Genomic DNA, 21,558 nt, shown 5'->3' on the forward strand with positions numbered 1-21,558 from the left:
AAATAGTTGATTAAAAGCACCTTAAAATACAAAAAGAAGGTATAAAAGGAATGATTACTGTAAAAGGACAGTTTAACGAAGCTAAAATATTTGCCAAAAGTGTAGAAGAAGAAGCTATAAAACAAATTAAAGAACTATGCGATCAAGATTTTGTTAAAGATAGTAAAATTAGAATAATGCCTGATGTACATACAGGTATTGGATGTGTAATTGGTACTACAATGACTATAAGAGATAAAATAGTTCCTAATTTAGTTGGAGTAGATATTGGTTGCGGTGTCGAAATATGTAAATTACAAGAAAAGAACATGAATTTTGATAAACTTGATAAAATCATAAGAAAAGAAATACCGTCAGGTTTTAATATTAGAAAAATTCCACATTCATATGTAGAAAAAACCGATATTTTAAATTTAAAATGTGTTGATTTTATAGATATAAATAGAGCAATTTTGAGTATTGGTACTTTGGGTGGAGGGAACCATTTTATAGAATTAGACAAAGATAATGAGTCTCATTTATATTTACTTGTTCATTGTGGTAGTAGATTCTTAGGTAAAGAAGTTGCAGAATACTATCAAAATTTAGCTTATTCGATTCTAACGGGACAATCTACACTAAAGATCAAAAAGAAAAAAATAAAAACAAATCAAACTTCTATACCGAAACATTTAGCCTACCTTGAAGGTGAGCATTTTCATAATTATCTTCATGACATGAAAATAATTCAACAATACGCTGTGTTAAATAGAAAAGCTATAATTGATGAAATAGTTAAAAACATGAATTTGACAATTACGGAACGATTTACAACCATTCACAATTACATAGATATGGAACATATGATACTACGCAAGGGAGCTGTTTCTGCTCAAAAAGGTGAAAAATTGATTATTCCAATAAATATGAAAGATGGTAGCTTAATCTGTATAGGTAAAGGAAATCCTGATTGGAACTATTCCGCTCCACATGGAGCTGGAAGATTATTAAGTAGAAGACAAGCTAAAAAAATTTTAAATGTTGATGAATTTACAAAAGTTATGAAAGACATTTATACAACTTCTGTTAATAATAAAACATTAGACGAAGCTCCTATGGTTTATAAACCTTTAGAAGAAATAGAAGAAATAATAAAAGATACAGTAGAAATTGTTACAAGAATAAAAACTGTATATAATTTTAAAGCAGGATAGCCACTTATTATTTATGCTATAATATAATTTAGGTTATTAAACACTCTAAAACAACTACTCACCATTTACATAAAAGGAAAGTTTTTACCACAAAACAATCAAAATTGATCTTAAGTGCTTTAAAAAAGTAAGTAAAATATGGCTACTGTGGAGGTAAGAAATGGTTATAGTCAGTGGAATGAGGGCAACAGGAAAGTTACATATAGGCAATTTCGTAACTTTGGAAAAATGGGTAGAATTACAAAAAAAATCGGATCATAACTTTTTTTTTGTTGCTGATTGGCATGCTTTAACTTCCCACTATGACGAAGTTGAGATTATTGAAGAATCAACTCTTGATATAATAAGACATTACTTGGCAGTTGGCTTAAATCCCAATCAAAGTGTAATTTTTATACAATCAGCGATAAAAGAGCACGCTGAATTATATTTGCTTTTCGGAATGATTGCGTCAGTTTCACGTTTAGAAAGAATACCGACTTACAAAGAACAAATAACTAATATTTCTGATAAAGATTTGACCACATTAGGATTTCTCGGATATCCTTTGCTTCAAGCTGCAGATATACTAATATACAAAGGAGAAAGAGTCCCTGTAGGAGAGGATCAAATTTATCATATTGAATTTACAAGAGAAATTGCTCGAAAATTTAACTTAAGATATAAAGAAGTTTTTCCAGAACCCGAGGCCATTATTTCAAACGTTCCAAAACTACCGGGTACAGATGGTAGAAAAATGTCTAAAAGTTATGGGAATATTATTAACATAGAAACCAACGAAAAAGAGCTTAAAGAAAAGATATTACCCATGATAACTGATCCTGCAAGAAAAAGGAGAACTGACCCAGGAAATCCTGAAAAGTGCCCTGTGTGGGATTATCATAAGGTCTTTACTGAATCTCAAGAAGAAAAAGAATGGGTAGTAAAAGGTTGCACAACAGCCGGAATTGGTTGCATAGATTGTAAAAAATTATTGATAAAAAATATGAAAAACAAAATGGAACCAGTGTGGGAAAATCTTGCTAAAATTTCTAAGGAAGATGCAAAGAAAATTGCTATTGAAGGTAATGAAAAAGCAAGAAACATTGCCAAAGAAACAATGAAAGAAGTTAAAGATGCTATGCATATGAGATGGTAGACTGTATGAGTATAAGTTTTGAAGAATTAGATATAAAACTTGATATTTTTTCTGGGCCTTTTTACAAACTTGTGGAATTGATAAAAGAAAAAAAGATACCTGTGAGAAAGATATCAGTGAGTCGTATTTCTGATATCTTTCTAAAATATATTAACGAAAACTTTCAAGATTTAAATTCTATAGGAGAATTTTTAGAATTAGCTTCTTATTTAACCTTTTTGAAATCGAAAGAAATGTTACCTAATTCAGATAAAGACAAAGAATTTAAAAAGCATAGAGAATATATCTATACTTCAATCGAAAATTACGATATTATAAGAAAAGCGCAAGAAATTATAAAGAAAGATTTTGGAGAAAACAAGAAAAAATCCATTGGTATTAAAAATAAAGCTAAATTTGATAAAAACCAAGTCGGTTATCAACTTGTGAAATTTTTTGATGATTACATAACTAAACAAAAAAAATTAGAAGTCATTAAAGAAAGTTATAAAATAGAAGATGCAATTAAAGAACTTAAAACTAAAGATCGTTTTGATACTTTTCAAATTTTCGAATATTCGCACCATAATAAGCTCAATTTTGTTGTTATGTTTTTAGCAGCTTTAATCCTTGTTAATCAAGGTTTTTTTAATTATGATGGAGGAATTTTTAATCGCATTTCAACATAAGGAAGTATAGAAAATGAAAAATAGCAAAAAAGTTGACGTAGAAATAAGAATGATAGAAGCTTTAATATTTTCTAAACCTGATGGAATCTCTTTTAACGAAATTTCAAAACGTTTAAAAATAAAAAGTGATGAATTGAAAGAATATATAAATACTATAGAACTTCACTATATGCAAGATCAACATGGAGTAGAACTGGTAAAAGTTGGAAACAAATATAGATTTGAAATAAAACCTGAAATCAAGGTGATGATTCTTCCTAATGTCAAAAAATTAGAGTTAACGGAAACTCAATTTGAGGTACTTGCCATATTATTCATGAATGGAGAAAGTCGATTAATAGAGATAGAAAATATTAGAGGTAAAAATAGTTACTATCAATTAAAAAAACTAATGGAATACGAATTGGTCAAAAAAATAAAAAAACAAAATCAACCATTTTATAAACTAACAGAGAAATTTTATGAATCTTTACCCGATAACACCTTAAAAAAATTGGAGGATATTAAGAAAAATGAATCTTCAAAAAGCACTACAAATATTAAGTCTTAGTAGAAGAAAATCGTCTGAATACATTTTCAACAAAGGAATAAAAGTTAACGGAATACTGATAAAAAAACCATGGTATGAATTAAAAGATAATGATCTTATAGAGTTTGAAAATCAAATTTACAAAGTTTCTGAAATTTTGAAAATCACTCAAAATAAAGTTTATTATTTATTCAACAAACCAAAAAATGTTTTGTGCACTTTCAAAGATAATTTTGGAAGAACGACTATTCAAGATTTGATAAAAGATAAAATAAAAGAAAGGGTTTTTTATGTAGGAAGACTTGATTACGATGCTCAAGGAGTTTTGTTACTAACTAATGATGGAAATTTAGCTAATTATCTTTTAAGACCAGAGAACAAAGTTGTAAAAATATATCATGTTTTAATTGATGGAATACCTTCTAAAGAAGATTTATTAAAATTAGAAAATGGAATAGTCTTGGAAGATGGTTATAAAACCTTAAAGGCTCACGTATCACTAATAAAAAAAATGGAAAAACTTTCCTTGATTAAAATTAATATCCACGAAGGCAAAAAAAGACAAATCAAGCTCATGTTTAAAGCCTTAGGATTCAGTGTTTTAGAACTAACAAGGGTAAAGTTTGGTCCCTGGGGTATAGAAATAGTTCCCCATCCTGGAGATATTAAAAAAATTGATATTAAATACGATTTGCCTAATAAAGCAATGAGGACGCAATAGCGTCCTCATTGGATGGGCCGAAATATCAATTATGATGTTTCGGGGGGATGGGTAAATAAATTATATCTAATAATTATTAAAATTCATAAACGATAAAATTAAGATAGTTTTCAGTTTCTTCTCTTTTATTTTTATTAGACATTTTTAGAATAAAACTTTTTAAAATAAAGCTTTAAATTAAATGTTTACAAAACAATAGTTTCAATCTCCTTTTAAATTTTTTAAAATGTATATATTAGTTGAAGCGCAAATAAAGATTGTGGGGAAACGAATGAGCAGAAATATATACAAACTTAGAGGCTTAAATCTGAATAGATTAATAGAATTATCTCAAATAGGAGATAAAGAAGCTTTAGGAATGATACTTGAAAAGTTTGAACCGATGATAAAATCAATAGTTTCCAATTATTATGGGACATGGTTAGAATATGAAGACTTTTTACAAATTGGTTTTGTTGGTCTAATTCAAGCTGTATACAACTTTAGAAATGACGCCAACACAAAGTTTTCAAGCTTTGCTTACATGAATATTTCATCTGAAATAAAGTCTTTTATTACATATTTAAACAGAAACAAACACAAAGTATTGACAGAAGCCGTTAGCATAGAAAATACAGACGAAAACTTCAGTGAAAGTGGAGATTATTACATTGAAAACATAGATTCTCAAGAAAAAGATTTTTTAAAGGAATACTTATTTTCCAAAAGTGTTGAAGAACTTAAGGAAGATGAAAAAAATATTATAAAATTATGGGGTTATGGTTATTCTTATCAAGAAATAAGTGATAAACTCAAGGTATCAACAAAAAAAGTTGATAATACTCTTCAAAAAATTAAAAAGATTCTGGAAACAAAAGAAGAAATATACACAAATATTAAAAATATGTTTGGAGGATACTTATGAAGTTTAAAATAACGCTTTTAGTCGTGAGTTTAGTTGCCATAGTTTTGGCAATAACAAATGAAATTAGATTTATTGAATTAAAAAAAGATTTACAAAGTCAATTCAATAGACTAAATACTTCTTTAAATCAAAAGTTAAGCGAAACAGATAAAAAACTTTTTGAAATTGAAAGTTATTTTAATCCAAATGGAATAGTTGAGAAATTTATAGTTGCCAACAACTTTTTAGAAAAGAACATGAGCGATTTAGACAAAATTATTACCAATTTGGACGAACCGGCTGATGCCGGATATATTCAAATATATATCATAGGCCATAATGATGTATGGACAGCGTTTAGAAACTCTGATGGAAAATATGTATTTCAGGGAAATCTTAAACCTGGTTTAAACCCATATAAATTTTACTTTTTTAAAACTCCAAAAGTTGAAACTCAATATACTTATCAAATTCCTTCTAATGCATCCTTTAAAAGTGGGGTACCTGAAAATACCTACTTCCTAATTAAAGAACCTGGTCAATATAGATTATTAAAACATCCTAACAAAGATATTACTAATATAATGGTAGATTTAAATCTCTATATTCCAACAGTTACTGGAAAATAAATGTGGTATAATTAACAATATACTCGATTTTTTCTTAAAGAAGTTGCCTTTTCAAAAAAACTAAAACTTAAGTTTTACAATTTCTAAATGACTTATAATTCTAATCACCGGAGGAATAACAATAGATGGAAAAATCTTACAATCCTAAAGAAATAGAGAAAAAATGGCAAGAAATTTGGAATGAAAAGCATATATTTCAAACTCCAAATAAAAGCGAAAAACCCAAATATTATGATTTAGTAATGTTTCCTTATCCTTCTGGGACACTACATGTTGGCCATGTTAAAAACTATGTAATAGGAGATGTTGTAGCTCGTTATAAAAGGATGAAACAATTCAATGTGTTACATCCTTTTGGTTTCGATGCTTTTGGCCTACCTGCTGAGAATGCAGCTATAGATAAAGGAAACATACACCCAGAAGACTGGACATTAAAAAATATAGAGATAATTAGAAATCAGATTAAAAAATTAGGAATTAGTTATGATTGGAGCAGAGAAGTTATTACTTGTAAAGAAGATTATTACAAGTGGACTCAATGGATATTCCTTCAATTATATAAAAACGGTTTAGCATACAAAAAGAAAGCACCTGTTAATTGGTGTCCACATTGTAAAACTGTACTTGCAAACGAGCAAGTTGTTAACGGCAAGTGTGAAAGATGTGGTACTAATGTAGAAATAAAGCAATTAGAACAATGGTATTTTAAAATAACTGACTATGCAGAAAAGCTTTTAGAAGATTTAGAAAAACTTCCTGGGTGGCCTGAAAACGTTAAAACTATGCAAAAGAACTGGATTGGCAAAAGTATAGGAGCGGAAGTTGAATTTAAGATAATAGGAACTGATAGAACTTTAAAGATTTTTACAACGAGACCCGATACATTATGGGGAGTTACTTTTATGGCTTTAGCCCCTGAATCCCCATTAGTTGAAGAATTAACAACTTCTGATAATATAGGAAAAGTACACGAATTTTTAAGAAAAGTTAGCTTAGAGGATAGATTTAAAAGGATTGCGGAAGAAGCGACAAAAGAAGGAGTGTTTACTGGAAGTTATGCTATCAATCCTGTTAATGGAGAAAAAATACCTATTTATGTTGCTAACTATATTTTGTATGAATATGGAACTGGAGCTATTATGGCTGTCCCTGCTCATGACCAAAGAGACTTTGAATTTGCAAAAAAATATAATATCCCTATAAAAGTAGTTATAACACCCAAAGATGACGTAATAACAGAAAGCAATATTGAAAAAGCTTATACGGGAGAAGGTACTTTGATTAATTCAGGTCAGTTCAGTGGATTAAACAGCAAAGAAGCTATAGAAAAAATTACTCAATGGTTAGAAAGAAATAATTTTGGGAAGTTTACTATCCAGTATAAATTGAGAGATTGGTTAATATCAAGGCAAAGATATTGGGGAGCCCCCATTCCTATTATTTATTGTGAAAAATGCGGTGTTGTTCCTGTAGATGAAAAAGATTTACCTGTCAAGTTACCAAGAAACGTTAAATTTGAACCAACGGGAAAAAGTCCTCTAATAAACCACCCTGATTTTGAAGAAACAAAATGTCCTAATTGTGGTGGAAAAGCAAAAAGGGAAGTTGATACTATGGACACCTTTGTGGACAGTTCATGGTATTATTTGAGATATATAAATCCAAAAATGGAAGATAAACCTTTTGACAAACAAGATGTAAATAATTGGTTGCCTGTAGATCAATACATCGGAGGAGTAGAACATGCTATTCTTCACCTTTTATATTCAAGATTTATAACTAAAGTTTTAAAAGATTTAGGTTTTATAGATTTTGAGGAACCTTTTCAAAACCTATTTACACAGGGCATGATATACAGAAATGGTGCTAAAATGTCTAAATCTAAAGGAAATGTAGTCTCTCCAGATGAAATGATTAATTATTTTGGTGCAGACGCTTTAAGAACTTACATACTCTTTATGGCTCCACCTGAAAAAGATGCTGAATGGAATGATTCCGGAATAGAAGGTACTTATAGATTTTTAAATCGGATTTGGAATACTTATTTTGCTATTAAAGACAAAATAAGAAATATAAAGTTTCAACACGTTGATAATCTAAAAAACAAATCGGAAAAATATTTAAGAAGAAAACTTCATCAAACTATTAAAAAGATAACTAACGATATAGAAGGGGATTTCCAATTTAACACTGCTGTAAGTTCTCTTATGGAACTTTTAAATGATTTAAATGATTACTTAAATAAAGTAGAAGAAAAAAACTGGAACTTATATCTTCTTAAAGAGTTTTCAGAAAGTTTTTTACTGATGTTATCGCCTATGGCTCCACATATTAGTGAAGAACTTTGGAGCCTTTTAGGAAAAGAAGAATTAATTACAGATGCTCATTGGCCTGAAGTAGATGAAAAAGCTCTTGAAATTGAAGAAATAACCTTAGCAATTCAGATAAATGGAAAGTTAAGATCACAAATAACAGTTGATGCTGATTTATCTGAAGACCAGATTAAAAATAAGGCTTTAAACGAAGAAAAAGTCAAAAAATATCTTGAAGGAACAGAGGTAAAGAAAATTATTTACGTTCCAGGAAAAATAATAAACATAGTTATAAAATAACTTTTTTCTATTGATAATTAAAAAGTGATTAAGAAAATAGGGACTTTAGAAATGAAAATTTCCTAAAAATAGAATTTTGAATTTAAAATGGGTCTAGGGCGGAGCCCTCTCCCTCTTTCCGCGCTACAAATACCCAAAAAGTTAAAAAATTAAGAATTAGCAAGAATTAGAAGTGGGGAGGTGTTTTTGGAGAAACTAAAATTCAAAACATTTATAGAATCAGAGTTTCAGAATTTCTAAAGTAAGTAAAGTACAAATATCAGAGGAGGTGAAAAAATTTTGTCACTTAATAAACTTTTAACGATACTTTGAGTGACAAAATTTAATACGAAATATGAAAAGTTCAAAAGTTCCCAAACCAACAATAAAAAGACTTGCTTTGTACAATAGATTTCTTACAGAATTAAAAGAATCAGGTGTCAACAAAACTTCCTCTAAAGAAATTGCCGAAGTCCTTAATATCAAAGCGTCCCAGGTAAGAAAGGATCTCTCTTATTTTGGAGAATTTGGTAAAAGAGGGTTTGGTTACGTCGTAGATGATTTGCTTTTTAGAATACAAAAAATTCTTGGCACTGAAAGGATTTGGAACATTGCTTTAATAGGAATAGGTAACTTAGGGAAAGCCATTTCACATTATCCCGAATTAGAAAAGAATAAATTTAAAATCGTATCTGCTTTTGATGTTGATAAAAGAAAGATAAATTCAATATTACTTCCTGGAATTACTATAAAACACATAAATGAAATACATCAAGAAAAACAGAAAAAAAACTTTGAAATAGCCATATTGACGGTTCCAGCAACAGCTGCCCAGCAAGTCACAGATTTATTAGTAAAAGAACAAATAAAAGGTATTTTGAATTTTACCCCCACAACACTTAATGTACCTGATAATATTATGGTTGAAAATGTAGATTTTGTAATTTCACTGAAAACTTTAACTTACGAAATAGTAACTCAGTCTGATATAAATTTTGAATCTAAATAGTGAGTGAAGGAAATCGAAGGAGGAAAAATTATTTGATTACAGTAAATTATCCAATTTCTTTAGAAAGCTTAAAAAAACTAAAAAATGGAGATAAAATATTGTACAGCGGAAAAATAATATTAGTAACCCCAGAGGCATTAAAACGATTAAATAAATACTATCAATTAGAGGGAGTTCCTTTGTTTAATTTTCTCGGAGAAATAGTAACTTGCGGTACTTTAAATTTAGCTCACGGAGAAATCAAAAATATTGACGTTTCCAAAATTTCAGAATATTTTGAATTTCTGTTTTCTGGAGGGACCAATTCTTTAATAGTCGATAAAATCTCCAATAAAATTTTGAATCTTCTTACAATGTATAAAAGACCAATATTTAAAACTTTAGAAAAAACCATAAATTGTGAAAATTCTAAGGTTCTTTTCTATAAAGATATTAAAAACGGTGGAATTATAGAATGCTGGACTAAAAGGCATCCCATCGAAATTATAAGCTTCGAAAATTATGATCTAATTGGAAATATAAACAATGCCTAACTTCAAAACACATATTAGTACAGGTATTTTTATATTTCCTTTTTTCTTTTTGTTGTTCAATTCTATTTACAGTCACCTCTTCTATCCTATTTACTATGTTTCTCATGAAATTTTCATATCTTTCTTACTGTTTGTACTCGGTAGCGACTTCCCGGATGTTGACCATAACTCTTCTTTTATCAACAAACTTTTCAGGTTGCTTTTAATTTTTGGTAGCGTTTTTTATCTTTTTGAATACGATTATTTATATAAAAAATACTTGCGCCCATACTTCAACAACAATGTTTATAGTTTTTTTATAATTCTTGTTGGTACACTTATAGGTATAATTTTGGGTAAAATTTTCAACAAACTTACCAAACATCGCGGAATGTGGCATTCTATAATTACAGGAATAGTGTTGTCTCTTTTTATTTATTTATTAAATTTTAAATATAGATTACCTATAAAAATTTTTTATAGTCTGAGTTTCATGAGTGGATTTAGCATCCATATTATTTTAGATAAAACTTTTCCTTCAAAAAATAACTAAATTTTTTCCTTCTAATCTCAATTTCTTAAAAATTCTTTCCTCAATTTTTTTAAATTCTTAAACATAAGGTTTCGGTTGTTAATTGCTATTATTCTTGAACAAATTAATTTAATTGCTTATAAACGACGTTAAATGAATTTGCATTTTTAGTAAAAATATAATATACTGAAAATGAGAAATGATTCATATATTATTTTTTTATTTTGTAAGAGCTGATTCATATATCATAAATGAAGGAGTGACTTTATGGACAATATTGGAATAATGGGCTTAGGAGTTTACATACCTGATAATTATATTTATGCTGATGAAATAGCAAAAAGAACTAATATACCTCAATGGGTAATTGAAGAAAAATTCGGAATTCTAAAAAAACCTATTCCAGGTCCAAATGATACAACTAGTTTTATGGGAATTCAAGCTGCAAAGGACGCTCTTTCGGATGCAAATATTGATCCTAAAGATATTGATTTAGTTATTTGGAACGGAGCTCAACATAAAGACTATCCATGCTGGCTTGCAAGTTTAAAAGTAGCATATGAAATAGGAGCAACCAATGCTTGGGGATTTGATATGGAAGCTATGTGTGGTTCTATGATGGTAGGAATTGAAACAGCGAAGTCACTTATGATGAATAATGATAGTTTAAACACAGTTCTTCTTGTCAGTGGGTACAGGAACGGAGACTTAATAAATTATTCTGTTCCAGAAACATCTTTTATGTTTGATTTAGGAGCGGGTGGAGCTGCAATGATTTTGAAAAAAAATTTAAATAAAAACATAGTTTTAGAATCTTCTTTTAAAGGCGATGGATCTTTTTCTGAACAATGTGTAATAGAAGTAGGCGGAACTAAAAAGTGGCCCATGCAACCAGAAGATACCACAAAATATTATTTCACGGTCAACGACGCTGAGAAATTTAAAGCTAATCTGAATGAAAAAACCATGCCAAATTTTTATTGGGTAATCAGAGATTCGCTAAAAAAATCTGGCTATGATGAAAAAGATATTGGTTATCTTGCCATTCTTCATTTTAAAAGATCTGCTCATAAAGCTGTCTTACAAGAATTAGGATTAAAAGAAAATCAGACAACTTATTTAGAAAACTATGGCCATCTTGGGCAAAATGATCAGGTTCTATCTATGAAATTAGCTATAAAAGACGGAAAATTAAAGTCTGGTGATTTAGTAGTAATGGTGGGAGCTGGATTAGGTTTCGTATGGGCAGCAACTACAGTAAAATGGGGCACTTTTAAATAATATATGAGTACTTTATAAATAAAGATTTTTTAAAAATAAGCTTTTGAATTTATAGTGGGTTCAGGGTGGAGTTCTCTTCCCCATCTCTGACTAAAAGTATCGAAGAAGTTAAAGAAAAATAGAGAATATCTCAAAATTAGAATTATGGAAACATTTTATAAAAATTCGATGCTAAATATTGGTAAAATCTGAATTTTAGAATTTCTAAAGTGAGTAAAAATCATAATTATAGGAGGCATTAAAATGGATAGAATGAAAGGAAAGGTTTGTGTGGTAACAGGTGGAGCCAGGGGAATTGGTAGAAGTATAGTTGAAAAGTTTTCTGATGAAGGTGCAGAAGTTGTTTTCGCTATAGATATGAACAAAGAACTTCTCGATCAATTAGATAAAGAAACCAAAAAAAATATAAGAGGATATCAGTTAGATGTTACAAATAGAGCTGATATTCAAGAATTTGTTAACAATGTAAAAGAGGAATTTGGAAGGATAGATGTACTTGTAAACAATGCTGGAATCACAAGGGATGCTTTATTGCAAAAAATGTCAGAAGAAGATTGGAATTTAGTAATTGATGTTAATTTAAAAGGTGTATTCAATATGACTCAATTCGTTTCTAATCTCATGTTGGAAAACGGAAAAGGTAGCATAGTAAACATTTCTTCTATTGTAGGTGAAAGAGGAAATATCGGACAAACTAATTACTCGGCATCAAAAGGTGGAGTCATATCAATGACTTATACTTGGGCAAAAGAATTAGCTAGAAAAGGTGCAAATATAAGAGTTAATGCCATAGCTCCAGGATTCATAAAAACACCTATGACTGAAAAAATGCCGGAAAAAGTCTTAGAAAATATTCTTTCCAAAATCACTTTGAAACGTATGGGAGAACCGGAAGAGGTTGCTAATGCTGCATTATTTTTGGCTTGCGATGAATCTTCTTATGTAACGGGACATGTTTTAGATGTAAATGGAGGCACAGTTTTATAAATTTACGGAGGAGGAATAACGTAATGTGGAAAGATAAATATAGAGAAAAATTAAGATCTCTTGATGAAGCAATCTTATCATTACCCAAAAGATGTACAGTTATTGTAAGCATGGCTGCAGCTGAAGCCCAAGGTTTTTTAAGCAATGTACATAAATTCAAGAGTCACTTCGAAAAAATAAAGATAGTTACTTGCTTAGACACAGGTTATTATGATTTCTTTTTGAATAAAGACTATGAAGACAATTATCAATTGCATACCTGGTTTTTCTCTGATTCAACTAGAAAGTCAAAATATAAAGACGAATTAAAAATCTTAGATTTTATCCCCAATAATTTACACATGGCTGGTTTAGATAAAGTTATGGCAGAAAAAGAAGAAGGAAATACAGTAGTTTTTTGGGGAACCTCCGCACCTTTTCAAGAAAAAGCAGGTTATTTTAATTTAGGAATATCAAATGTATATGAAAAAGATATAGCGGAAAATGCCGATATAGTTGTTATGGAAGTTAACGAAAAAATGCCTTTTGTACATGGTGACACTGAATGGCATATAAACAATGTTAATATGATAGTCGAATCAAGTTGGGAAATTCCAGAAATTCCAATAACCGAACCAAAGGAAGAAGAAAGGAAAATTGCTCAACATATAGCTGATCTTATTCCTGATGGAGCTACTTTACAGATAGGAATTGGTGGAATACCCAATGCTGTTGGAAAACTCCTTGAAGATAAAAAAGATTTAGGAGTTCACACAGAGATGCTAACGGAGTCTATGATAGATCTTTTTGAAAAAGGTGTCATAACAAATATGAAAAAATCTTTATGGAAGGGAAAGTTTATTATTGCTTTCGCCTTAGGTACTAAAAAAATGTACGATTTTATAAACAATAATCAAGGAGTTTTTGAACTTAGAGGTAGATACGTCAACGATCCTTATGTAGTATGCCAAAACGACAATATGGTTAGTTTGAATACCGCGATTTCTGTAGATCTCACAGGCCAAGTTGTCTCTGAAGCTATAGGAACTCAACAAATTTCCGGACCCGGCGGACAATTGGATACTCACAGAGGAGCTATAAAGAGCAAGCATGGAAAAGGCATAATTGCACTGAGATCTACGGCAAAAAATGGAACTATTTCTACTATTGTTCCTATGCTACCCCAAGGGACTCCTGTTACAGTCCCAAGACATGATTTAGATTATGTGGCAACAGAATGGGGAATTGTTCATTTAAGAGGCAGAAGTGCTGGAGAAAGGGCGCGAAAATTAATCTCTATAGCTCATCCGGATTACCGAAAGGAATTGGAGAAAAAAGCTATAGAAATGGGATTAATATAAAAATTTTTGAGGTATTTTTGAAAAAATCAAACGTCAAAATATTCATAAAATCTGAGTGTCGTAATTTCTAAAGTAAGTAGTAAAATTCTTAGGCCCTTTAGAAATGAGAACCTTTTAAAAATAAGCTTTTGAATTTATATAGCGAGGTTAGAGGATAGATCCCTCACCACACTCTCGATACAAGTAGCGAAGAAACTAAAAAATAAAGAACAGGTCAAAATCAGAATTGTGGAGGCGTTTTATAAAGATTTAACGTCAAACCATTGATAAAATTTGAATTCTAAAATTTCTAAAGGCAGTATATAAAATTCTTATTAGGAGGTAAGAAATGAACAAAGTTTATATAATATCTGCAAAGAGAACCGCAATCGGCACCTTCGCAGGAACTTTAAAAGACATCTTGGCACCAAAGTTATGTGCAGAAGTGATTAAGAAAGTTATAGAAGATAGCAAAGTAAAGGTAGAAAATATTGATGAAGTGATTGTAGGTAATGTATTAATCGCAGGGCAGGGAATGGGACCAGGTAGACAAGCATCAATATATGCGGGTATACCAGAAGACAAACCTGCATATGTAGTAAATATGCTATGTGGAAGCGGTATGAAAAGCATAATGATTGGTGCTAATGATATTAAAAATGGTGATGCAAATTTAGTTATAGCTGCAGGTATGGAAAGCATGTCAACAGCTCCTTACCTTCTACCTTATACTACACGATTCGGAACAAAATTCGGATCCTATCAAATTCAAGATCATATGATTTTAGACGGCCTAACAGATGTATTCAACAACTATCACATGGGAGTAACGGCTGAAAACGTTGCAAAAAAGTACAATATTTCTCGTGAGGAACAAGATGAGTTTGCATATAACAGCCAAATGAAAGCTAAGATGGCTATTGAATCTGGAAAATTTAAAGACGAAATTATCCCAATAGAGATAAAAACGAAAAAAGAATCCATTATTTTTGCACAAGACGAACATCCAAGGTTTGATTCTTCCTTAGATAAACTCGCTAAATTACAACCTGCATTTATAAAAGATGGGACAGTAACTGCTGGAAATTCTTCAGGTATCAACGATGGAGCAAGTGCCATTTTGTTAGCTTCTCAAGAAACTGTCGAAAAATATAATTTGACCCCTATAGCAGAATTGGTTGGTTACAATCAAGCAGGTGTTGATCCAGCATACATGGGATTAGGACCTGTTCCAGCTATCAAAGGTCTTTTGGAAAGGGTAAAGATACCTTTAGACCAAATAGAATTAATCGAATTAAACGAAGCATTCGCAGCTCAATCATTGGGAGTTATAACTGAACTATCAAGTATTTATGGGAAATCAAAAGAATGGTTTTTGAACAGAACAAACGTTAACGGTGGAGCTATAGCATTAGGACATCCAATAGGTGCCTCTGGAAACAGAATAGTGGTAACACTTCTTCATGAAATGAAAAAAAGAAATATCGAGTATGGTTTAGCTTCTTTGTGTATTGGTGGAGGAATGGGAACAGCAGTTGTTATAAAGAATGTTTAGTGAAAAAAAGAGGAGGCGATAAGAGACTTATTTTAACTTTTTTGTTTTAAGTTGAATTATCAAAATATTGGAGGTGAAACAAGTGAAAAGATTGTTTGTTGTGATGTTGAGCTTTATCATGATTTTTTCTTTCCTCATTGGAGCTGTAAATCCTATAAAAATAGGCGCTGTAAATCCATTAGGAGATATAACTGGTAACCAATCCACTAAAGCCATGAAATTAGCAGTAAAAGAGATTAACGATGCAGGAGGGGTATTAGGTAGACCTATAGAACTCATAGTTATAGACGATGAGATGAATCCAGCAAAAGGTGCTGCTGCAATTGAAAGGCTTGCAACAGTTGAAAGAGTAGATTTTTTTGTGGGTGGAATGGGTAGTGGAGTTCATTTAGCTCAAATCCCTATTTTGAAAAAATATCAAAAAATCACTGTATGGATAGGAGCAGCTTCACATCAAGCTGAAATAGCTATTGGTCCAAATGCAGATTGGTACTTTCATCTTCATCCTTGGGATTACCAACAAGGAGAAGGTTACGGTTTAGGCTGGAGAGAAATTAATGAAGCATATCCAGATTTAAATATTAGCAAAATTTTCCTTGCTTACGAAGAAGGGGCTTTTGGTACTGATTCATATACTGCATATTTAGATCTATATGAACAGGCTAAGAAAGGAGAAGGCCCTTGGAGAGGAATAATGGATGAATTTAAAGGTGCTTCCTTCAAAAGTGCTGCCCTGGGAGGAGGAGATTATAGGGCGATGCTGAATCAAGCTAAATCCTTTAACCCCGACCTTTTTGTATGGGCAGGATATGACGCTGATGCTATACCAATTGTTGCTCAAGCTAAAGAAATAAATTTCCAACCTCAATTATTTGTAGGTGCACCTCCGGGATGGCCAGCTGATTTTGGTAAAAATCCATTATCCAATAACGTAATCTTATATGGTATGTGGTCTCCAACTTTAAATCAAGTTAGTCCAGCTGCAAAGCACTTTTATGATGCCTATGTTGAAATGTGGAAAGAAGAGCCTGCAACATACTTTGCTCCTTTGGGATACATGAACATTTATTTCTTAGTTGAAGGTATTAAAAAAGCAGGAACTTTAGATAAAGAACCTTTAATTAAAGCCCTACAAAGTTTGGAATTCGAAGATACCGCTTTAGGAGAACCTTTGAAGATACAACCGAGTAATATAATTAAAAATCAAGGGTTTAAATATCAAAAAATTTTACAGTGGCAAAATGGGAAACAAGAAGTTATCTGGCCTTTAGATTTACAAACCGCTGATTTAGTTTATCCATTTACTTTCTAAAAATAGTTGTAGTTTAAAAAAGGTGGCTGGATTTTGCCTTCCAGCCCCTTTTAAATAAAAGCTTTTAAGGTGGTGTTCAACTTGGAGAAATCTATTTTCCGAATAAACAAAACATTTTTAGCTTTCATAATTTTTTTAATAGTAGTTGCAGTATGGAATCCTTTGGCATTAATATATGGAATCCAAAGAGGTGGATTATATTCACTGATAGGATTACCTTTAGCATTAATATTAGGCATTGTGGGGATATTAAATTTAGCTCACGGAGATTTTTTAACTTTAGGATTATACATCGGATACATTTTTTTTAATTTGTGGGATGTTGACCCATTAATTTCATCAATTCCTTTATTTTTTATATTCTTTTTTATTGGTATTGGTTTATATTTAATTTCTATTAGATATGTATTAAAAGCAGGACATTTGAATCAACTATTATTAACGTTTGGTATATCAATGATACTTATAGAATTCATCAAAATAATATGGACAACTAGACCAAGAAGTGTTTATACTCCTTATGCCTCAACATCTATTCCTGTAGGGAACCTTTCTATAGGAATTTATGAATTTATTTATCCTGTTGTTGCAATAGCCATACTCATTCTTCTTCAACTATTTTTAAAGAAAACCCGGCTGGGACAAGCCGCTTCTGCAGTAGGTCAAAATCCTAAGGGTGCAGAAATAATCGGGATAAATACTAATTTTGTTTATCTGATGGTTTTTAGTATCGCCTTTGGGATTATTGGTATAGCTGCATCAATTATGCTTCCAAGAACTCCCGTTTTTCCTTTGTCAGGGAATTCTTTTACACTTAAGTCTTTCGCCCTTGCAGCCATGGCTGGATTAGGAAATTTAAAAGGCATATTAATAGGTGGAATTACCCTTGGGGTTGCTGAAGCTATAGTTCAATCTATTCCAGGTTATAGTGGCTGGTCAGACGTCGTATTCTTCGGTGTCCTGATAGTAGTCATATTGATAAATGCCAATAGGAGGCTTGAATCATGAGAAATATTTTAATATTTATTATAGCCACTTTAATATTAATATCTTTACCTTTTTTTACAGGAGCTTATTTTCTACATGTTCTAATGACAATTTTAATATATATGACCTTAGCATTAAGTTGGGATATAATGTTGAGAACCGGGCAATTATCTTTTGGTATAGCGGGTTTTTTTGGAGTTGGTGCATATGCTTCCATAATTACTTTTTCAAATTTTGGATTTTCTCCTATCTTAAGCATTTTTTTTGCTGCAGGCTTGGTAGCTTTAATAGCTGCTGTATTAGGTTTCGCAGTCCTTAAATTAAGAGAAATTTATTTCGCAATCACAACTTTGGCTCTGACTATGGTTTTTTCTGTAATTATAAGAAACATCCCAAAATTGACAGGCGGTGCAAGTGGTAAAGTTTTATCAAATGTTATTTTTAATGGAGACTCCACAAAAATATATTGGTTAATATTATCAATAGCTTTAATAACAATAATAATATCGGAAGTTTTTACCAAAACCAGAATACAGTTTGCTATTAATTCTATAAGAAACGATGAAATAATAGCTAAATCTAGCGGAATAAATATATTCAAGTACTTAATTTTTGTTTTTATTATAACTTCAGCACTTCAAGGGGCGACTGGTGCTATTTATGCTCAACAGTATGGATTTGTTTCACCTGAAACAACATTTTCTTTAGATTTTCTACTATTACCTATGGCTATGGCACTTGTTGGAGGAATATATTCTACCTGGGGAGCCGTAATAGGAGCTATAATTTTAGGTTTTGCTTCAGAATATCTAAAACTCATAATGCCCTATGGCCACTTAATTATCTACGGAGTAATGATAGTTTTAATAATACTATTTTTACCGAATGGAATATACGGTACAATAATAGATAAAATGTATGCACGTAAAGCAGAAGCAAAGAGCAAAACTTAGGAGGAATACTCGATGAATATAATGGAAACTAAAAATTTAACAAAAAGGTTCGGAGGTTTAATTGCAATAAATAACGTAAATTTAACCTTAAACGAAAATGAAATATTAGGAATAATTGGTCCTAACGGTGCAGGTAAAACAACTTTTGTTAATTTGATAGCAGGTTTAACTTATCCTTCTGAAGGTGAAATTATCTTTAAAAATCAAAACATTGAGACTCTTCCGTCTCATGTTAGGAACAGAATGGGAATAGCACGTACTTTCCAATTGGTCAGATCTATCAGAAATTTTACAGCATTAGAAAACATAATGGTTGGAGCTTTATTTGGAGCAGGAGAAAAACTAAATGACGCTCGAAAAACAGCCTATGAAATATGTGAACTTTTAGAATTAAAAAGGACAAACTTTCTGGTTGATAAACTTACAGTCCTTGATTTAAAAAAGGTGGAAATAGGACGTGCATTAGCCTCAAAACCTAATATTTTATTTCTGGATGAAGTAATGGCGGGTCTAAATTCTGATGAAACTTGGCAAATGATAACTTTAGTCAAAAAATTGAGAGACACTGGTTTGACAATTGTAATAATAGAACATGTCATGGGAGTAATAAAAGAATTAACTGATAGGGTAGTAGTACTAGAATCAGGGACAATAATTGCTGAGGGAATTTATGAGGAAGTTTCCAAAGATCCTAAAGTTGTATCAGCATATTTAGGGGAGGAAGATTAATGTTAGAAATAGAAAATTTAAATGTAAAATATGGGAAAATACAAGTAATATGGGATTTATCAATTAATATCCAAAATCAAGAAGCTATAGGAATCTTTGGACCAAACGGTGCGGGTAAAACTACTTTGATAAATACTATAATCGGATTAGTTAAAGCTGAATCAGGAAATATTTATTTTGAAAAAAATTCTTTGATTGGATTAGAAACTCACAAAATTGTTAGAAAAGGTATTTCTTTGGTTCCTCAAGAACGTGAACTTTTTCCGTCAATGACGGTTGAGGAAAATTTAAAATTAGGTGCAGCTTACATACCAGAAGCCAAAAATAAAATTGAGGAAAATCTGGATTTTGTTTTTTCAATTTTCCCAATATTAAAAGAGAGAACAAAACAAAAAGCAGGTACTATGAGTGGAGGCCAACAAAGAATGTTAGCAATAGGAAGAGGGTTAATGGCAAATCCAAAACTTTTAATATTGGATGAACCTTCGTTAGGCCTTCAACCTTCACTTGTTATAGAACTTTTTCAAAAACTCAAAGAAATAAAAAAGACAGGAATGTCCATATTATTAGCAGAACAGAATGTAAAACAAGGATTAAAAGTAATAGATCGAGGATACGTTATTGAAAATGGAAGAATAATTATGGAAGATACTTCTGATAATCTTGTTGATAGCGAACATATAAAAAAGTCATATTTGGGTGTTTAATAATCTCTAATTTAAAAATTTGTACTCAGACTTTCATAAAATTAATTTCATCGGTTATTACAATTCAATATAGAAATTCCTTTAACTGAAAAAAACATTTTTTAATATTTAAAAAATTATTTTAATAGTTTTTTAGGTTAGGAGGCTTTAATGTATTGAAAAATAGTATAAAAGTTCGTATACCACTTATTGTAATAATTATGTTTATTTTATTTGGCTTATCAATCTCATTTAACATAGTATCTCTGTTTAATTCTAACAAAGGATTAGAAGAATACAAAAAAATGGCTGAAGATGTAAATTATTTTTCACAAATCGAAAGTGATTTATTTCAAGCTACTTTAGCTCTAAATGATTACATCAAAGCTTTTGAAAAACAAAAAGAAGATGAATTTATCGAATACATTCAAAAAGCTGAAAATATTCTTTTTAACCTTGAAAATTATAATATCGGAAAATTGGAAAGCGCTATATTTGAATATAAAACTCTTTTTAATCAGCTAATATCTTCAAATCAAGAAAAAATTTCTTTTATTGAAAATTTCATGGAATATGGTCCTAAATTGGAAAAAGTTGTTAACGAATTTATCAATTTAACTCAAGAAAAAAGAGCTTCATCTTCATTAACTATATATTCTCAAAGGATTTTAGATGGGAAGGATAAAATTTTTGAGGCTTCCTCACAATATTTCAAAACTTTATCAGAAGGAGATAAAAATAATATCAATAGTGCATTTGAAAATTTAGAACTTCAGTTATCTACTTTAGAATACAGCATTGTAGATGATGAATTAAAAACTAGTTTTTTAAAAATAAAAGATATCTTTAACTCATTTAAAGAAAGTTTCATCCAAATAGTTGAGACAATAGAATCACAAGAACCAATAATACAACAGATGGAAGAAACGAAAGTGGAAATATTAGACCTATTAGAAGAACAAAGAGCGGAGTTAAAAGTACAACAAGACACATTAGGACCGACACTCATAGAAGAAAACAACACAGCCATAATGCTAACAATAATATTAACAGTAATAGCGTTTGTAGTATCAATAATCATGGTCATATATCTCATAAGAAGCATAACAAAACCATTGACAGAGTTCAGAAACAAAATAAACCAATTCAAAGAAGGAGATCTAACAGTAGACTTTGAAAGCAAAAGCAAAGATGAGATAGGACAGATGGCGAATGCACTATCAGAGATGAGCAAAGAATTAAGGAAATCTATGAGTTCAATAAAAGGAGCATCAGAAAAAGTAGATAACGCATCCATAAAACTAACAAAAGCATCCCAAGAAAGCAGAAATAATTCTGAAGAGT

Annotated in this window: 21 protein-coding genes; all 21 read left to right on the forward strand. The window is 30.6% G+C overall.

The genetic code is table 11. The annotated features are described in order from the left end of the window. Positions 1–50 precede the first annotated feature (50 nt). Positions 51–1,193 (forward strand): RtcB family protein, encoded by a 1,143-nt coding sequence (locus X924_RS03330; protein ID WP_121957532.1) that lies wholly within the window; start codon positions 51–53, stop codon positions 1,191–1,193. A gap of 160 nt (positions 1,194–1,353) precedes the next feature. Further along, entirely contained in the window at positions 1,354–2,331 is a 978-nt protein-coding gene (trpS, locus tag X924_RS03335) for a tryptophan--tRNA ligase (RefSeq protein WP_121957533.1), read from the forward strand. Positions 2,332–2,336: 5 nt separating this feature from the next. Next, entirely contained in the window at positions 2,337–2,999 is a 663-nt protein-coding gene (locus X924_RS03340) for a ScpA family protein (protein ID WP_158245300.1), read from the forward strand. A gap of 13 nt (positions 3,000–3,012) precedes the next feature. After that, entirely contained in the window at positions 3,013–3,549 is a 537-nt protein-coding gene (locus tag X924_RS03345) for an SMC-Scp complex subunit ScpB (RefSeq protein WP_121957535.1), read from the forward strand. Further along, positions 3,512–4,249, forward strand: a complete 738-nt coding sequence (locus X924_RS03350; protein WP_121957536.1) for a pseudouridine synthase — start codon at positions 3,512–3,514, stop codon at positions 4,247–4,249. Before X924_RS03345 ends, X924_RS03350 begins: the two co-directional genes overlap by 38 nt. A 271-nt stretch (positions 4,250–4,520) precedes the next feature. Further along, a complete protein-coding gene (locus tag X924_RS03355; RefSeq protein WP_121957537.1) occupies positions 4,521–5,153 on the forward strand; it encodes a sigma-70 family RNA polymerase sigma factor in 633 nt (210 codons plus the stop codon). Further along, entirely contained in the window at positions 5,150–5,761 is a 612-nt protein-coding gene (locus X924_RS03360; RefSeq protein WP_121957538.1) for a hypothetical protein, read from the forward strand. The genes X924_RS03355 and X924_RS03360 overlap by 4 nt, the downstream gene beginning before the upstream one ends. 125 nt (positions 5,762–5,886) lie before the next feature. Next, positions 5,887–8,373 (forward strand): leucine--tRNA ligase, encoded by a 2,487-nt coding sequence (leuS, locus tag X924_RS03365; protein ID WP_121957539.1) that lies wholly within the window; start codon positions 5,887–5,889, stop codon positions 8,371–8,373. A gap of 334 nt (positions 8,374–8,707) precedes the next feature. Then, positions 8,708–9,361, forward strand: a complete 654-nt coding sequence (locus X924_RS03370) for a redox-sensing transcriptional repressor Rex (RefSeq protein WP_121957540.1) — start codon at positions 8,708–8,710, stop codon at positions 9,359–9,361. Between the two features lie 32 nt (positions 9,362–9,393). Beyond that, positions 9,394–9,894 carry a hypothetical protein gene (locus tag X924_RS03375; RefSeq protein ID WP_121957541.1) on the forward strand — a complete coding sequence of 167 codons (501 nt, stop codon included), beginning with the start codon at positions 9,394–9,396 and terminating at the stop codon, positions 9,892–9,894. Then, entirely contained in the window at positions 9,887–10,426 is a 540-nt protein-coding gene (locus X924_RS10470) for a metal-dependent hydrolase (protein ID WP_121957542.1), read from the forward strand. The genes X924_RS03375 and X924_RS10470 overlap by 8 nt, the downstream gene beginning before the upstream one ends. 246 nt (positions 10,427–10,672) lie before the next feature. Further along, positions 10,673–11,686, forward strand: a complete 1,014-nt coding sequence (locus X924_RS03385; protein ID WP_121957543.1) for a 3-oxoacyl-ACP synthase — start codon at positions 10,673–10,675, stop codon at positions 11,684–11,686. A gap of 243 nt (positions 11,687–11,929) precedes the next feature. Then, on the forward strand, positions 11,930–12,673 hold the full coding sequence (gene fabG / locus X924_RS03390; RefSeq protein WP_121957544.1) for a 3-oxoacyl-[acyl-carrier-protein] reductase: 744 nt from the start codon (positions 11,930–11,932) through the stop codon (positions 12,671–12,673). 23 nt (positions 12,674–12,696) lie between these two features. Beyond that, positions 12,697–14,013, forward strand: coding sequence for an acetyl-CoA hydrolase/transferase family protein (locus tag X924_RS03395; protein ID WP_121957545.1), 1,317 nt, complete (start codon positions 12,697–12,699; stop codon positions 14,011–14,013). 328 nt (positions 14,014–14,341) lie between these two features. Then, positions 14,342–15,547 carry an acetyl-CoA C-acetyltransferase gene (locus X924_RS03400; protein WP_121957546.1) on the forward strand — a complete coding sequence of 402 codons (1,206 nt, stop codon included), beginning with the start codon at positions 14,342–14,344 and terminating at the stop codon, positions 15,545–15,547. Positions 15,548–15,629: 82 nt separating this feature from the next. After that, positions 15,630–16,859, forward strand: a complete 1,230-nt coding sequence (locus X924_RS03405) for an ABC transporter substrate-binding protein (protein WP_121957547.1) — start codon at positions 15,630–15,632, stop codon at positions 16,857–16,859. Between the two features lie 81 nt (positions 16,860–16,940). After that, entirely contained in the window at positions 16,941–17,867 is a 927-nt protein-coding gene (locus tag X924_RS03410) for a branched-chain amino acid ABC transporter permease (protein WP_121957548.1), read from the forward strand. Next, the gene (locus X924_RS03415) at positions 17,864–18,799 is read left to right on the forward strand and encodes a branched-chain amino acid ABC transporter permease (RefSeq protein ID WP_121957549.1); all 936 of its coding nucleotides are present in this window, start codon (positions 17,864–17,866) and stop codon (positions 18,797–18,799) included. The genes X924_RS03410 and X924_RS03415 overlap by 4 nt, the downstream gene beginning before the upstream one ends. Positions 18,800–18,811: 12 nt before the next feature. Next, a complete protein-coding gene (locus tag X924_RS03420) occupies positions 18,812–19,528 on the forward strand; it encodes an ABC transporter ATP-binding protein (RefSeq protein ID WP_121957550.1) in 717 nt (238 codons plus the stop codon). Then, entirely contained in the window at positions 19,528–20,235 is a 708-nt protein-coding gene (locus X924_RS03425; RefSeq protein ID WP_121957551.1) for an ABC transporter ATP-binding protein, read from the forward strand. The genes X924_RS03420 and X924_RS03425 overlap by 1 nt, the downstream gene beginning before the upstream one ends. Positions 20,236–20,390: 155 nt before the next feature. After that, on the forward strand, positions 20,391–21,558 hold a 1,168-nt coding region (locus X924_RS03430; protein ID WP_233186570.1), incomplete at its 3' end, for a methyl-accepting chemotaxis protein.

This window comes from Petrotoga sp. 9PWA.NaAc.5.4 (genome assembly GCF_002895485.1).
GTDB lineage: Bacteria > Thermotogota > Thermotogae > Petrotogales > Petrotogaceae > AZRK01.

Excerpts from the sequence above, each read along its gene's own strand:
- X924_RS03330 (WP_121957532.1), top strand. The coding sequence starts at position 51 with ATGATTACTGTAAAAGGACAGTTTAACGAAGCTAAAATATTTGCCAAA.
- trpS (WP_121957533.1), top strand. The coding sequence starts at position 1,354 with ATGGTTATAGTCAGTGGAATGAGGGCAACAGGAAAGTTACATATAGGC.
- X924_RS03340 (WP_158245300.1), top strand. The coding sequence starts at position 2,337 with ATGAGTATAAGTTTTGAAGAATTAGATATAAAACTTGATATTTTTTCT.
- X924_RS03345 (WP_121957535.1), top strand. The coding sequence starts at position 3,013 with ATGAAAAATAGCAAAAAAGTTGACGTAGAAATAAGAATGATAGAAGCT.
- X924_RS03350 (WP_121957536.1), top strand. The coding sequence starts at position 3,512 with ATGAATCTTCAAAAAGCACTACAAATATTAAGTCTTAGTAGAAGAAAA.
- X924_RS03355 (WP_121957537.1), top strand. The coding sequence starts at position 4,521 with ATGAGCAGAAATATATACAAACTTAGAGGCTTAAATCTGAATAGATTA.
- X924_RS03360 (WP_121957538.1), top strand. The coding sequence starts at position 5,150 with ATGAAGTTTAAAATAACGCTTTTAGTCGTGAGTTTAGTTGCCATAGTT.
- leuS (WP_121957539.1), top strand. The coding sequence starts at position 5,887 with ATGGAAAAATCTTACAATCCTAAAGAAATAGAGAAAAAATGGCAAGAA.
- X924_RS03370 (WP_121957540.1), top strand. The coding sequence starts at position 8,708 with ATGAAAAGTTCAAAAGTTCCCAAACCAACAATAAAAAGACTTGCTTTG.
- X924_RS10470 (WP_121957542.1), top strand. The coding sequence starts at position 9,887 with ATGCCTAACTTCAAAACACATATTAGTACAGGTATTTTTATATTTCCT.
- X924_RS03385 (WP_121957543.1), top strand. The coding sequence starts at position 10,673 with ATGGACAATATTGGAATAATGGGCTTAGGAGTTTACATACCTGATAAT.
- fabG (WP_121957544.1), top strand. The coding sequence starts at position 11,930 with ATGGATAGAATGAAAGGAAAGGTTTGTGTGGTAACAGGTGGAGCCAGG.
- X924_RS03395 (WP_121957545.1), top strand. The coding sequence starts at position 12,697 with ATGTGGAAAGATAAATATAGAGAAAAATTAAGATCTCTTGATGAAGCA.
- X924_RS03400 (WP_121957546.1), top strand. The coding sequence starts at position 14,342 with ATGAACAAAGTTTATATAATATCTGCAAAGAGAACCGCAATCGGCACC.
- X924_RS03415 (WP_121957549.1), top strand. The coding sequence starts at position 17,864 with ATGAGAAATATTTTAATATTTATTATAGCCACTTTAATATTAATATCT.
- X924_RS03420 (WP_121957550.1), top strand. The coding sequence starts at position 18,812 with ATGAATATAATGGAAACTAAAAATTTAACAAAAAGGTTCGGAGGTTTA.
- X924_RS03425 (WP_121957551.1), top strand. The coding sequence starts at position 19,528 with ATGTTAGAAATAGAAAATTTAAATGTAAAATATGGGAAAATACAAGTA.